Annotated in this window: 10 protein-coding genes; all 10 read left to right on the forward strand. The window is 70.8% G+C overall.

What is annotated here, in order from left to right:
* Positions 1–162: 162 nt before the first annotated feature.
* The 10 genes from ACFV6V_RS09135 (at position 163) to ACFV6V_RS09180 (ending at position 13,979) form a co-directional block, all read left to right on the forward strand.
* Complete coding sequence (locus ACFV6V_RS09135) at positions 163–636, forward strand: hypothetical protein (protein ID WP_385561342.1); 474 nt, start codon at positions 163–165, stop codon at positions 634–636.
* Positions 637–730: 94 nt separating this feature from the next.
* Complete coding sequence (locus tag ACFV6V_RS09140) at positions 731–1,612, forward strand: TatD family hydrolase (RefSeq protein ID WP_385561345.1); 882 nt, start codon at positions 731–733, stop codon at positions 1,610–1,612.
* Between the two features lie 111 nt (positions 1,613–1,723).
* Positions 1,724–3,049 (forward strand): ubiquitin-like domain-containing protein, encoded by a 1,326-nt coding sequence (locus tag ACFV6V_RS09145; RefSeq protein WP_385561348.1) that lies wholly within the window; start codon positions 1,724–1,726, stop codon positions 3,047–3,049.
* Positions 3,046–3,918 carry a 16S rRNA (adenine(1518)-N(6)/adenine(1519)-N(6))-dimethyltransferase RsmA gene (gene rsmA / locus ACFV6V_RS09150; protein ID WP_385561351.1) on the forward strand — a complete coding sequence of 291 codons (873 nt, stop codon included), beginning with the start codon at positions 3,046–3,048 and terminating at the stop codon, positions 3,916–3,918. The genes ACFV6V_RS09145 and rsmA overlap by 4 nt, the downstream gene beginning before the upstream one ends.
* On the forward strand, positions 3,915–4,814 hold the full coding sequence (locus tag ACFV6V_RS09155; protein WP_385561354.1) for a 4-(cytidine 5'-diphospho)-2-C-methyl-D-erythritol kinase: 900 nt from the start codon (positions 3,915–3,917) through the stop codon (positions 4,812–4,814). The genes rsmA and ACFV6V_RS09155 overlap by 4 nt, the downstream gene beginning before the upstream one ends.
* 107 nt (positions 4,815–4,921) lie before the next feature.
* Positions 4,922–6,244: an acyltransferase gene (locus tag ACFV6V_RS09160; protein WP_385561357.1), complete on the forward strand. Its 1,323-nt coding sequence runs from the start codon at positions 4,922–4,924 to the stop codon at positions 6,242–6,244.
* Positions 6,245–6,335: 91 nt separating this feature from the next.
* Positions 6,336–8,144, forward strand: coding sequence for an ABC-F family ATP-binding cassette domain-containing protein (locus ACFV6V_RS09165; protein WP_385561360.1), 1,809 nt, complete (start codon positions 6,336–6,338; stop codon positions 8,142–8,144).
* 244 nt (positions 8,145–8,388) lie between these two features.
* Complete coding sequence (locus tag ACFV6V_RS09170) at positions 8,389–10,272, forward strand: PQQ-binding-like beta-propeller repeat protein (RefSeq protein WP_385561363.1); 1,884 nt, start codon at positions 8,389–8,391, stop codon at positions 10,270–10,272.
* Positions 10,269–12,050, forward strand: coding sequence for a PQQ-binding-like beta-propeller repeat protein (locus ACFV6V_RS09175; protein WP_385561366.1), 1,782 nt, complete (start codon positions 10,269–10,271; stop codon positions 12,048–12,050). Before ACFV6V_RS09170 ends, ACFV6V_RS09175 begins: the two co-directional genes overlap by 4 nt.
* 60 nt (positions 12,051–12,110) lie before the next feature.
* A complete protein-coding gene (locus ACFV6V_RS09180) occupies positions 12,111–13,979 on the forward strand; it encodes a PQQ-binding-like beta-propeller repeat protein (protein ID WP_385561369.1) in 1,869 nt (622 codons plus the stop codon).
* Positions 13,980–14,078: the final 99 nt, after the last annotated feature.

Raw genomic sequence — 14,078 nt, forward strand, 5'->3', positions numbered from 1 at the left:
CCAAGGTAAAGAGACTAACCTGAAAGGCAAAGCACAGACCGTGTGGTGAGCCTTTCTGGCATGGGATGGCTAAATCTCCTCCTCCTTCCTTCCATCAATCGGCGGGCGCTGATGCGCTTCCGTCGAAAAGGGCGTCCACTGGTCCGGTGGAGAGGAGCTCACATGAGCGACATCGCGGGTATCCGGATCGTGTGCGAAGCCTATGCCTTCGCCTGTATGCGCTGCGGTTACGGCTGGGAGCAGGCGTACGAGATAGAACACCACACCGACGCCTCGGGAAACGACTTCGTCATCTACAAGGCGGACGGCATACGCGTTCCCTCGCCGCTCAGCCGGCCCACCTGCCTCAACTGCGAGGGGCACACGGTGCGCATCATGCGCGCGGGTCAGGTCTCGTCGGTGGTGAACCCCCTGAACGAGCACTACCACTACCCCGTCGCGCCCGGCATCGCCGGTCCCGTGCCCGCGACATACACCTCGTCCAGGAAGGCGGCGCGAGAAGCCGCCCGGCCCGTCACCGCCCAACCCGCTGCCGCGCAGGCCGCCGCAGGGTCCGCCCGTGAGCCCAGGCCCGCCAAGCGCAGGCGGCTGGCCGCGCTGTTCCGCTCCTCCCGCCACGATCGGCTCGAGAAGTAGCCCTCCACCGCGGGGAAGTGGCCCACGGTAGTCAACTGATGACAGACGGTGGGCGGTTCGGGGGCGTCTCCGTGGCGCGCCTAGGATCGCGGTCATGAGCCCCCGGAACGACAACACCACCCCTCCGCCGCCACCGGCACCCCTGCGGGTGCCGGTCGCCGACTCGCACACCCATCTGGACATGCAGAGCGGGACCGTCGAAGAGGGCCTCGCGAAGGCCGCGTCGGTCGGTGTGACGACCGTCGTGCAGGTGGGCTGCGACATCAAGGGCTCCCGCTGGGCGGCGGAGACCGCGGCCACGTACGAGAACGTGCACGCCGCCGTCGCCCTGCACCCCAACGAGGCCCCGCGCATCGTGCTGGGCGATCCCGGGGGAAGTCCGTCCCGGCGGGAGGCCCGTGATGCGGGTGGGACTTCCGCGCTCGACGAGGCGCTCGCCGAGATCGACCGGCTCGCCGGGCTCCACCAGGTGCGGGCCGTCGGCGAAACGGGGCTCGACTATTTCCGCACCGGCCCCGAAGGCATCGCGTCACAAGAAGCGTCGTTCCGCGCCCATATCGAGATCGCCAAACGGCACGGAAAAGCACTCGTCATTCACGACCGGGACGCGCACGACGATGTTCTGCGCATTCTCGCCGAGGAAGGCGCCCCCGAACGGACCGTGTTCCACTGCTATTCGGGTGACGTCGATATGGCCCGGATCTGCGCGGACGCCGGCTACTACATGTCGTTCGCCGGCAACGTGACGTTCAAGAACGCCCAGCCCCTCCGCGACGCGCTTGCCGTCGCACCGCTGCAGCTCGTTCTGGTGGAGACCGACGCCCCTTATCTGACCCCCGCGCCCTACCGCGGGCGGCCCAACGCGCCGTATCTGATTCCGGTCACGCTGCGTGCCATGGCGGAGGTCCGGGGGATCGACGAGGACGCCATGGCGGAGGCCATCGCAGCCAACACGGCCTGCGCTTTCGGCTACTGAGCGGGTTCCCGCACCCGCCCTTGGAGGCCGCTCGCGGCCGCATACGGCTCGCGACACCAAGTAGCCGGGTTGCTTGGGAGAGTGACCGTCCTCGGCTAGGGTCCCGGCGTCGTGAGCACTTCGCAGGGTAGTCACCGCACCGCGGCCGGCGCCCGCGCCGCCACCGAACCCGATACGGGGACGGGCGGCGCCCGCGCCGGTGAGCACTGTGCCGCCCGGCGCCGCACGGCGGCGGGCCGCAGAGGTCCCCGGCAGGGTCAGGGCCTGCACCTGGGCCGGACCCTGAATCTGAGCCTGAATCTGAATCTGCGCCGCCTTCTCCCGCAGGCCCTCGTGATCGCCCTGCTCGCCGGTGGCACCTCCGCCTTCGTCGCCGCCGACAAGGCCGTGCTGCTCACCGTCGACGGCGTGCCGCGCAGCCTGCACACCTTCGCCGGTGACGTGGCCGAGCTGCTCGGTGAGGAGGGCGTGGCCTTCGGCGACCACGACATCGTGGCCCCGGCTCCCGGCACGTCCCTGGCCGACGGGGACGAGATCGTCGTCCGCTACGGCCGCCCCGTCACCCTCAGCCTCGACGGCCACCGCCGCCAGGTGTGGACCACGGCCCACACGGTCGAGGACGCGCTGGACCAGCTCGGGGTGCGAGCCGATGGCGCGTACCTGTCCGTGTCCCGTTCGCGGCCTATCTCGCGCAGGGGCCTCAGCCTCGACGTACGCACCGAGCGTGAGATCACCGTGCGGGCCGACGGCCGCGCCCGTACGGTCCACACCAACGCGGCCACCGTTCGGGAGGCCGTCGGCGCGGCCGGTTTCCGCCTCGGCGGTGAGGACGCCACGTCCGTGCCGCCCGGCAGCTTCCCGCGCGACGGCCAGACGATCACCGTCCTGCGCATCGCCACCGGCGAGGAGGCCCGCGAGGAGCACGTCCCGTACGCCACCGTCAGGGTGGAGGACCCCGCCCTGGCCTCCGGCACCGAGCGCGTCGAGCAGCGGGGACGGCACGGTGTGCGCCGGACCACCTTCGCCGTACGCACCGTCAACGGGGTCCGGGAGGGCCGGCCGCGGAAGATCGCGGAGGAGCTGGTGCGCAAGCCGCGCGCCGAGCGGGTCAGAGTCGGCACCAGGCCCAGGCGGCTCCCTGACCAGCAGATCAGGGCCGGCTTCAGCGCCGGGTCCGGCGGCAGGGTCAGTGGCGCCGAGGGCCTCGACTGGGACGGGCTGGCCGCGTGCGAGTCCGGGGGCAGGGCGGGAGCGGTCGATCCGTCGGGCACGTACGGCGGGCTCTATCAGTTCGACAAGCGCACCTGGCGCTCGATGGGCGGCCGGGGGCGGCCCCAGGACGCCCCTGCCACCGAGCAGACGTACCGGGCGAAGAAGCTCTACTCACAGCGGGGGTCGAACCCGTGGCCGCACTGCGGCCGTAGGCTGTACCGGTGAGCACCACCGATCCCGATGCCCTCCTCGGCCCCGCCGACATCCGAGAACTGGCCGCAGCGCTTGGCGTACGCCCCACCAAGCAGCGCGGCCAGAACTTCGTCATCGACGCCAACACCGTCCGCAGGATCGTCCGCACCGCCGAGGTCCGGCCCGACGACGTGGTGGTGGAGGTCGGCCCCGGGCTGGGCTCGCTCACCCTCGCGCTGCTGGAGGCCGCGGACCGGGTGACGGCCGTCGAGATCGACGATGTGCTCGCCGCCGCGCTGCCCACGACGATCGCCGCGCGGATGCCGCAGAAGAAGGACCGTTTCGCGCTGGTCCACTGCGACGCCCTGCACATACAGGAGCTGCCGGGCCCGCCGCCGACCGCGCTCGTCGCGAACCTCCCGTACAACGTGGCCGTGCCCGTGCTGCTGCACATGCTGGACCGCTTCCCGACCATCGAGCGCACCCTCGTGATGGTGCAGTCGGAGGTCGCCGACCGGCTCGCCGCCGGACCGGGCAACAAGGTGTACGGCGTCCCGTCCGTGAAGGCCAACTGGTACGCGGAGGTCAAGCGGGCCGGGGCGATCGGCCGCAACGTCTTCTGGCCCGCGCCGAACGTCGACTCGGGGCTCGTGTCCCTGGTCCGGCGCACCGAGCCGCTGAGGACGACCGCCACGAAGGCCGAGGTGTTCGCCGCGGTCGACGCCGCCTTCGCCCAGCGCCGCAAGACCCTGCGCGCCGCACTCGCCGGATGGGCCGGCTCTCCGGCCGCCGCGGAGGCTGCGCTGGTCGCGGCAGGGATCTCGCCGCAGGCGCGGGGCGAGTCGCTGACGGTGGAAGAATTCGCCCGTATCGCGGAGCACAAGGGAGCCGAGAAAGCGTGAGCGCAGGCGTCACCGTACGGGTACCGGCCAAGGTCAACGTCCAGCTGTCGGTGGGCGGGGTGCGCCCCGACGGCTACCACGACCTGGCCAACGTCTTCCTGGCCGTCGGCCTCCACGACGAGGTCACGGTCACCCCGGCCGACACCCTGACCATCAGCTGCTCGGGCCCGGACGCCGGCCAGGTCCCGCTGGACCGCAGCAACCTCGCCGCCCGCGCGGCGGAGCTGCTCGCCGCTCGGCACGGCATCGAGCCGAACGTGCACATCCACATCGCCAAGGACATTCCCGTCGCGGGCGGTATGGCGGGCGGCAGTGCCGACGGCGCGGGTGCGCTGCTGGCCTGCGACACGCTGTGGGGCCTTGGTTCGCCGCAGTCCGAACTCCTCGGCATCTGCGCCGAACTCGGGAGCGATGTGCCCTTCAGCCTGGTCGGCGGGGCGGCACTCGGCACCGGCCGCGGTGAGCGGCTCACCGTCCTGCCGGTCGGCGGGGACCTCCACTGGGTGTTCGCGGTCGCCGACGGCGGCCTGTCGACGCCCGCCGTCTACAGGGAGTTCGACCGCCTGAACGAGGGCGTGGACGTCCCTGCCCCGGTGGCGTCGCCCGATCTGCTCGACGCTCTGCGCACGGGCGACGCGGGCGCGCTGGCGGGCGCGTTGGTGAACGACCTCCAGCCCGCGGCGCTTTCGCTGCGCCCCTCGCTCGCGGCCACGCTGACGGCGGGCACGGATGCGGGGGCGCTGGCCGCGCTGGTGTCCGGGTCCGGGCCGACCACGGCGTTTCTCGCCAAGGACGCTGACACGGCGGAACACATCGTGGAAGCCCTGCTGGCTTCGGGAAGCTGCCGCACGGCCCGCGTGGCCCAGTCACCGGCGCGCGGCGCGACGGTCCTCTAGCGTCGCCTGATCCCGCCGGGATCGCGGCACCCGGTTCCGCGTACTCATAAGGAAGTTGAGTACCTGAGCGCTGACGCCGCGGGGTCCGGTGACGCGACCGTGAAGGCATGGGATCAAGCGTTCGTGAGCTCGCCGAAGCCACCCCGGACACCCGGGACCGCTACGTCGACCTGCTGAGGGTCGCCTCGCTCGGCACGGTGGTGCTCGGCCACTGGCTGATGGCCGCCGTCACCGCCGACGGCGTGGGCAACCTGCTCGCCATAGTGCCGCAGCTCCAGCTGCTGACGTGGGCCTTGCAGATCATGCCGGTGTTCTTCTTCGTCGGCGGCTTCTCGCACGCGCTCTCCTACCGCTCGCTGCACCGCAATCGGCAGGAAGGGCCGGGGGGTTCCGTGTACGCGGCGTTCCTGCGTGCCCGGCTGCGGCGACTGCTGCGGCCCACGATGGTCTTCATCGGGGTGTGGGGAGCCGCTGCGCTGATCATCCAGCTGCTCGGCGGGGGCAGTGGGCTCACGGGAGTCACGCTGCGCCTGGTGACCCAGCCGCTGTGGTTCATCGGCATCTATCTCGCCATGGTCGCCTTCACTCCGCCGCTGCTCAAGCTCCACGAGCGCTACGGCTGGGCCGCGTTCGGCGCACTCGCCGCAGGCGCGGTCGCGGTGGACGCGCTGCGGTTCGGCCTCGGCGTCCCGTATGTGGAGTTCATGAACTTCGCCTTCGTCTGGCTCGCCGTCCACCAGCTCGGATTCCTCCGCGCCGACGGCCGTCTGCGCCTCCCAGCCGCCCTCGCCGTGAGCGGACTCGCCGGGGCCGTCGCGCTCGTCGCCCTCGGCCCGTATCCGCTGTCCATGGTCGGCATGCCGGGCGAGAAGGTCTCCAACATGGCCCCGCCGACCCTGGCCCTGCTGTGCCACGGCCTGTGGCTGGTGGGCGCGGTGGAGCTGCTGCGCGGCCCCGGCGCCCGTTTCGTGGCCCGTCCCCGGGTGTGGCGCACGGTCGTCGCCGCCAACGGCATCGCCATGACCGCCTTCCTCTGGCACCTCACCGCCATGCTCGGCGTCTACGGCGCCCTGCTCGCCACCGGCACCACGCTCCCCGACCCGGCCTCGTCCGCCTGGTGGGTCCAGACCCCGCTGCGGATCGCCGCGGCGGCAGTGCTCACGGCCGCCCTGGTAGCTGCCTTCCGCACCTTCGAACGCCCCGCCCCCGCACCGGCCGCCCCGGGCTCGGGCCCCTTGGCCGCCCTCGGCATCACCTGCTGCCTGCTCGGTGTGCTCGGCCTGTCGATGGTCGGCTTCGCCGGTCTCCTGGAGGGCCGCTCGGCGATGCTGATCGCCTTCCCGGTGACGGCTCCGGTGGCGGTTGCGATGACGCTGGTGGGGTGGCTGCTGGTGGAGCGGTCCGGCCGACTCGGGGGCAGGCCGGCCTGAACCCACCGGTCCCGCGGTACGGGCGGCTGAAACCGGAGGTGCCCCCGACGACTAGGCTGGGAGGTCGATCGATTCCCCTGTCAGGAGAGAAATGGCCGTCAACCTGGTCAATGTCGAGGCAGTCAGCAAGGTGTACGGCACCCGTGCCCTGCTCGACGGCGTGTCGCTCGGCGTGTCCGAGGGGGACCGTATCGGCGTCGTCGGGCGCAACGGAGACGGGAAGACCACCCTGATCCGGATGCTCGCCAAGCTGGAGGAGGCCGACACCGGACGGGTCACTCACAGCGGTGGGCTGCGGCTCGGAGTGCTGACGCAGCACGACTCGCTCGACCCCGGTGCCACGGTCAGGCACGAGGTCATCGGTGATCTCGCCGACCACGAGTGGGCCGGGAACGCCAAGATCCGCGACGTGCTCACGGGGCTGTTCGGCGGGCTTGACCTGCCGGGGTTCCCGCAGGGCCTCGACACCGTGATCGCGCCGCTGTCCGGTGGCGAGCGGCGCCGGATCGCGCTGGCCAAACTGCTGATCGCCGAGCCGGACCTGATCGTCCTGGACGAGCCCACCAACCACCTCGACGTGGAGGGCATCGCCTGGCTCGCCCAGCACCTGCGGACGCGGCGCTCGGCGCTTGTGTGCGTCACGCACGACCGGTGGTTCCTCGACCAGGTCTGCACCCGCATGTGGGACGTGCAGCGCGGCACGGTGTACGAGTACGAGGGTGGCTACTCCGACTACGTCTTCGCCCGTGCCGAGCGCGAGCGCATCGCCGCCACCGAAGAGGTCAAGCGGCAGAACCTGGTCCGCAAGGAGCTGGCCTGGCTGCGGCGCGGGGCGCCGGCACGGACGTCGAAGCCACGGTTCCGGGTGGAGGCGGCCAATGAGCTGATCAAGGACGTGCCGCCGCCGCGGGACAGGTCCGAGCTGATGAAGTTCGCCACCACCCGGCTCGGCAGGACCGTGTTCGAGCTGGAGGACGTGACCGTCCAGGCGGGCCCCAAGGTGCTGCTGAAGCATCTGACCTGGCAGCTCGGACCGGGCGACCGGATCGGGCTGGTCGGGGTCAACGGCGCGGGGAAGACCTCGCTGCTGCGGGCGATGGCCGAGGCCGCCCGCAGCGAGGGGGAGCGGCAGCCGAGCGCAGGGCGGATCGTCAGCGGCAAGACCGTGAAGCTGGCCTACCTCTCGCAGGAGGTCGCCGAGCTCGACCCGGCTCTGCGGGTGCTGGAGGCCGTGCAGCAGGTGCGGGACCGCGTCGACCTCGGCAAGGGGCGGGAGATGACGGCGGGGCAGCTCTGCGAGCAGTTCGGCTTCACCAAGGACAAGCAGTGGACCCCGGTCGGCGACCTCTCCGGTGGTGAGCGGCGCAGGCTCCAGCTGCTGCGGCTGCTGATGGACGAGCCCAACGTCCTCTTCCTCGACGAGCCCACCAACGACCTCGACATCGAGACCCTGACCCAGCTCGAGGACGTCCTCGACGGCTGGCCCGGATCGATGATCGTGATCTCTCACGACCGCTTCTTCGTCGAGCGCACCACCGACCAGGTGTACGCGCTGCTCGGTGACGCCGCGCTGCGGATGCTGCCGCGCGGGATCGACGAGTACCTGGAGCGGCGCCAGAGGATGATCGAGGCCGCCGTCCCGTCCCCGGCTCCGGCCGCCGAGAGGTCTGCCGCCCCGGAGAAGTCCGCAGCCGAACTGCGCGCCGCCAAGAAGGAACTCCAGAAGATCGAGCGGCAATTGGACAAGCTTTCCGAGAACGAGGCGAAGCTGCACTCGCAAATCGCCGAAAACGCCACCAACTTTGAAAAGGTGGCGGAACTCGACGCGAAGCTGCGTGAATTGGCGGCAGAGCGCGAAGAGTTGGAAATGCGCTGGCTGGAGCTCGCCGAAGACGCCTGAACCGCGGTCGTGAAGCCGGTGTGCTGAGCCGGTAACAGAGGCATCACGGGCCGGTCCGCCCTTGGGTACAGGGGAGGACCGGCCCCGTTTTGCGCGCCCACCGGGTGATACAAAGAAGGCCCGCTCGACTGACGCAACGCTGCGCCATCCATGTCCGATTCGCTCCTTTCCGCAGGCAACTGCCGTGCGGAATCGCGGGGGAGGCCGATCGGGCACTGGACCGCACGAAGGGGGAAGCGCTGATATGTCTCAGCCGCCCAGCCAGCCACTGCCGCAGGGTGGTTCCGGGGATCCCCAGGACCTTCCCGCGGGCTCACCGGGCCAGGGGCACGCGCAGCCGCAGGTCCCCCCGCCGCCCGCGCAGCCGCCCCGGACACCGGAGGCCCCGCCACAGCCTCCGCCCACGGGTGCGCCCGAGCCTTCGCCGTCCGGTTACGGCTATCCGCAGCAGCCGGGTCCGTACGGCGCGCAGCCCGGTCCGTACGGTGCGCAGCCGGGCCCGTACGGCCAGCCGCAAGGCGCCGGTTACGGCTATCCGCAGCAGCCGGGTCCGTATGGCGCGCAGCCCGGTCCGTACGGTGCGCAGCCGGGCCCGTACGGCCAGCCGCAAGGCGCCGGTTACGGATACCCCCAGCAGCCGCAGCACCCCGGCGCGCCCACGCCCCCAGGCGGAAGTGGCGGTGGCAACCGCTTCAAGGGCAAGCCCGCCGCCATCATCGGCGCAGCCGTGGCCGCGCTCCTCGTCATCGGCACCGGCACCTGGTTCGCGCTCAGCCGCGATGACGGCGACAACAACACCAAGCCCGACGCCAAGCAGAGCACCGGACCCAAGCCTTCGGGTTCGCCGTCGGTGGACCAGGGCGACGGCAGCGGCAACGGCGACGCGGAGGAGGACCTCAACGCTGGCCGCAAGCCCGGCGAGGCGAAGGTCCTGTGGCTCGCCACGAACGATGTCGACCTGCCACGCAACGGTGCCGAGACATACGGCCCCTGGGTCGTCGGCGACACCGTCGTCAAGGGCCTCTACAAGCAGCTCGTGGGCTACTCGGCGACCGACGGCAAGAAGAAGTGGACCGTTCCCTTCCCGGCCGAGCTCTGCGCAGCCAGCCCCCGGGCAACGGACGGCGGAAAGCTCGTCGTCGCCTACAAGGACGGGGCGAGCGACCGTTCCAAGTGCACCCAGGTCCAGCAGGTCGACCTCACCACCGGCAAGGCGGGCTGGAAGCAGGTCATCAAGAAGAAGGCCGCTTTCGACCTCATCGGCGAGATCACCCTGGCCGTCAGCGGCGACACGGTGGCCGCGGCCCGCACCGGCTACTTCGACACCTTCCGGCTCAGCGACGGCAAGGCCGGCTTCGCCAAGGTCGCGGGTGACTGCCAGCCGAGCGGCTTCGCCGGCGGGCCCCGGCTGATCGCCTCCGAGAGCTGCCCGAGCGGAGACGGCAAGGCCCGCTACCAGCTCCAGGAACTCGACCCGGTCACCGGCAAGGCCAGGTGGACCTACAAGCTGCCGCTCAACTGGACGGTCTCCAAGGTCTACTCGGTCTCTCCGCTCGTGCTGTCGATGAGGGAGCGGGAGACCGACAAGTCGCAGCTCATCGCCCTCAACGCCAACGGCACCCTGCGTTCACAGATCGACGGCGGCGGAAAGAGCTACCAGGCGGGGTGCGGCAACTCGTTCAGCGTCTTCGGTGACGCACTCGAGGGCTGTGGCGGCACGGCGGCCGACGCGAACACCTTCTACATGGCCACCTCTGCCGGCACTTCCAGCGCCTCCCGTACCAATGAGGTCGTCGCCTTCAACCTCGCCACCGGTAAGCCGAAGTGGCGTGCCGCGGCTCCGGACGGCCACGAGATGATTCCGATGCGACTGGAGGGCTCCGAGGTCGTCGTCTACGTCAAGCCCACGTACAACAGCGGCGGCGCGGTGGCGACGCTCGCGCCCACGGGCGGCAAGCCCAAGGTGATCCTCCAGCACCCCGCGTCCACGGCCCAGATCGAGAACACCTTCTGGTCCCCGCTGACCGCGTACCAAGGCGGGCGTTTCTACATCGCGAGCGGCCGGGTGAGCGGGTCCAACGACGAGCAAGAGATGAAGACGAAGACCATGATGGCCTTCGGTGAGTGACGACTGTGACAGAGCGAATGCATCACCATCCCGAACAACCGTCGTCGTCCCCGTTCCCGGGGCAGTTCCCCGGGCCGGATGAGACGGCGCCGCAGCAACCCGGACCGTACGGCCCCGCCCAGGCGGGTCCCTACGCGAGCCTCAACCCCCACGGTGGCGGAGGCGCCCCCGTGCCCGGGCAGGCGCCCCCGGGGCCCGGCGGACCGTACGGCCCGCAGGACCCCGTAGGAGCGCACGGCCCGCAAGGCCCCGTCGGACCGTATGACCCGGCCCAGGCCCACCCCGCCGACGGGCTGCCCGGACCGGGGCAGTTCCCCGCGGCCGGTGGCGGCCGCCGCCGGTTCGGGCGGCCCGCCGTGCTGCTCGCCGCGGGCCTGGCCGCGCTGCTGCTGATCGGCGGCGGCACCTGGCTGGCCCTGTCGGGGGATGACGGCGGCGGGAAGACCAGCACCGGCGGGACGTCCGGTTCCTCGTCCGCCAAGGACAAGCCGGCCAAGAAGAGCGGGCCAGGCTCGTCCGACCCGGACACGGCCGAGACCGCCCGGATGAACGCCGACCGCAAGTCCGGCGACGCCAAGGTCCTGTGGCTGCGCAAGAACGATGTGGACGTGCCCGGAAGCGGCGCCGATGTGTTCGGCCCGTGGGTGGTCGGGGACAGCATCGTCACCGCCATGTACCGGACCGTCACGGCCCATTCGGTGAAGGACGGCACTCTGCGGTGGAGCCTGCCCCTGGGCGGTGACATCTGCAAGGCGCCCGAACACGCCTCCTCCGGCGGGAAGATCGTCATCGCCGTGCAGGAGAAGGCCGGCGACAAGATGGACGAGTGCCGGTCGCTGCGGATGATCGACCTGAAGACGGGCAAGGAGGGCTGGCGCCAGCACATCGCCGAGAAGGGCAACTTCGACTTCTTCCAGGACTACTCGATCGCCATCTCCGGGAACACCGTCGCGGTCGGCCGCATCAACCACCCGGTCGGCTACCGGCTCACCGACGGCAAGGAGCTGTTCGGCGAGTGGAAGGGTGAGATCTGCCAGCCGTACGCGTACGCGGCGGAGGGCCGCAGGCTCGTGGCCGCCGCCTCCTGCCCCGCGAAGGACCAGGACCACCCGCAGGAGGAGGTGCACGGGATCGATCCGGACACCGGCGCATCGCTCTGGAAGTACCGGATCAAGACCGGCTACCGGGTCGACCACGTGTACTCCGTCCGGCCGCTTGTCGTCTCGGTGACCAACCTGAAGGAGCAGAAGCACGCCGTCTTCGCCCTGGACGAGAAGGGCAAGATGCGCTCGACGCTCCAGAGCAAGGACGACTTCATGTTCGGGTGCAGCGACAAGGTCTCGGACGAGGGCAACCTGCAGACCTGCCAGGTCGTCGTGGACGGCAACACCCTCTACGCCGCCACCCAGAACGGCACGGAGGGCAAGGCCGCGATCGCCGCCTTCGACCTCCGCACCGGGAAGGTGGTCCGCCGTATCCCTGCTCCCGGGAAGCAGGTCCTCATGCCGCTGCGCATGAACCTCAAGGGGGAGAAGCTCATCGTCAGGGTCAGTGCCACGGACGGCGAAGGGGGTTCGCTCGCCCTCGTCGGGTCCCGCGGGACCAAGCTCGGCGAGCTCCTTCGCTTCCCCGCGTCGACCGCCAAGACGCAGCAGAGTTTCCCGGAGGCCGGCGGGACCTATGAGGACGGCCGCTTCTTCCTGGTGCACGACGTGGTCGTGGGCGCGAACGACACGGAGGAGAAGACGAGGAAGACGATGATGGCCTTCGGCGAGTGAGCACGTACGGATGACAACACCCGAGTTCGGTCAACTCCCCTTCTCCAGAGGTATGTACGCATGACACAGCCGCCGAGCCAGCCTCCGCAGCCCCCCAACCAGCCGCCACGGCCGCCGAGCCAGCCTCCGCAGCCGCCGAGCCAGCCTCCGCAGCCCCCCAACCAGCCGCCGCAGCCGCCGGGTCAGCCTCCGGCTCAGCAGCCCGCGCCGGGCGGATTCGGCGCGCCCATCCCGCCGCCGCAGAACCCGGGTTACGGCTACCCCCACACCCCGCCGCCCGGAGGCGCGGCCGGAGCCCCCGGCTACGGCTACCCGCAGGCACCGGGGCAGGTGCCCGGTCAGCAGCCGATGGACGGGCCGCCGCACGCCTACGGATATCCGACCCAGCCCGTGCAGCCGCACCAGCAGTTCGCCCACGTCCCTCCCACGCAGCCCATTCACCCCGCATCCGCCGCGCCGGCCAGGAAGCTCAGCGCCCCGGCGCTGATCATCATCGCCGCGGCCGTCGCGATCGTCCTGATCGTCGGCACCGGGGTCTGGTTCGCGATGAGCGACGACGGCGGCGGGGGCCGCGACGAGACCGAGGTCTCGACACAGGGCCCCACCGGCGGAACGGACAGCCCTGATGGCTCCACCGGGGGGAACGCGGGACCCGCCAAGGAGAAGGCTCCCGCCGACCCCGCGGCCAAGATGGCGTTCCAGGTGGCGCAGCCCAAGGTGACCGGCAACGATCTGGTCACCGTGCCCGGCTCCTGGGTCACCGACACCACGTACGTCAAGTCGGGCCCGTCCTCCATCGTCGGATACGACGCCGTCAAGGGCACCGTGCTGTGGACGATTCCGCTGCCCGGCCAGGTGTGCGCGGCGTCCCGGCACCAGTCCGCGGACAACAAGACGGCGATCGCGTACGAGCCCACCAAGCGCACCGCCCAGAAGAAGTTCGCCCCGTGCACCCAGGCCGCCGCCGTCGACCTCGGGACCGGCAAGCTGCTGTGGACCAAGTCGGCCAAGGGCACCGGGGACGAGGACCTCGCGATCCGCGAGATCACGCTGAGCGGCGACACCGTCGCCGTGGGCGGCACGGACGGCGGCGCGGCCTTCGACCTCGCCACCGGTGCGCAGCGCTGGAAGCCCCAGAGCGATGCCGAGGGCTGCTACGACATGGGCTACGGCGGAGGTCCGGCGCTGGCCGTGGTGCGCAAGTGCGGTGAATACGGCAGCCAGTACGTCGTCATCCAGGCGCTCAACGCGAAGACCGGCGCGCCGCTGTCCTCGTACAAGATGCCCGCGGGTGTGAAGTACGCGGGCATCGTGTCCACCCAGCCGCTGGTCGTGGCGGCCAATGTCGGCGACACCGCCGAAGACGGCAGTGCCGTGTCGGACTTCTTCTCCATCGACGAGAAGACCGGCAAGCTCAAGGCCAAGATCTCCGCGGACGCCGAGCGCTACGCGGCGGAGTGCGGTTCCACCGAGGTGGAGGCCTGCACCCGGGCGGTCGTCGGCAACGGCAGGCTCTACCTCCCGACCGAGAACCACGAGGTCAGCGGGGAAGGCCTCGACGAGACCAACGAGATCGTCTCCTTCGACCTCACCACCGGCAAGGCCACATCCGACCGCGCCGACGCGGGCGAGGGATACGAGCTGGTCCCGCTGCGCATGGACGGCGGCAACCTCCTCGCCTACAAGTCGCCCCCCTACGACAAGGGCGGACAGATCATCAGCATCGACGGGAGCGGCTTCAAGCCGTCGGTGCTGCTGGAGGTGGACAAGTCGGCACGTGAGGTGGAGGACACCTTCTCCGTGGATTCCGGCGAGATCCTCTTCTCGGGCGGCCGGCTGTACCTCTCCGAGACGATGGCGTCCGCGCCGTTGAGCAGCGACCGCAAGGGCTACTTGGCCGCCGCCTTCGTCACGGGCAGCAGCGGCTGACCGACAGGCACTCCGCGAGCGAGCCCGGCGCCCCCCACCGTGTTCGGGGCGCCGGGCCCGTTTGGGGAAGAATAAGACACAATGGTGGGGATAGTGCAG

Source organism: Streptomyces sp. NPDC059828 (assembly GCF_042731955.1).
Classification (GTDB): Bacteria; Actinomycetota; Actinomycetes; order Streptomycetales; family Streptomycetaceae; genus Streptomyces.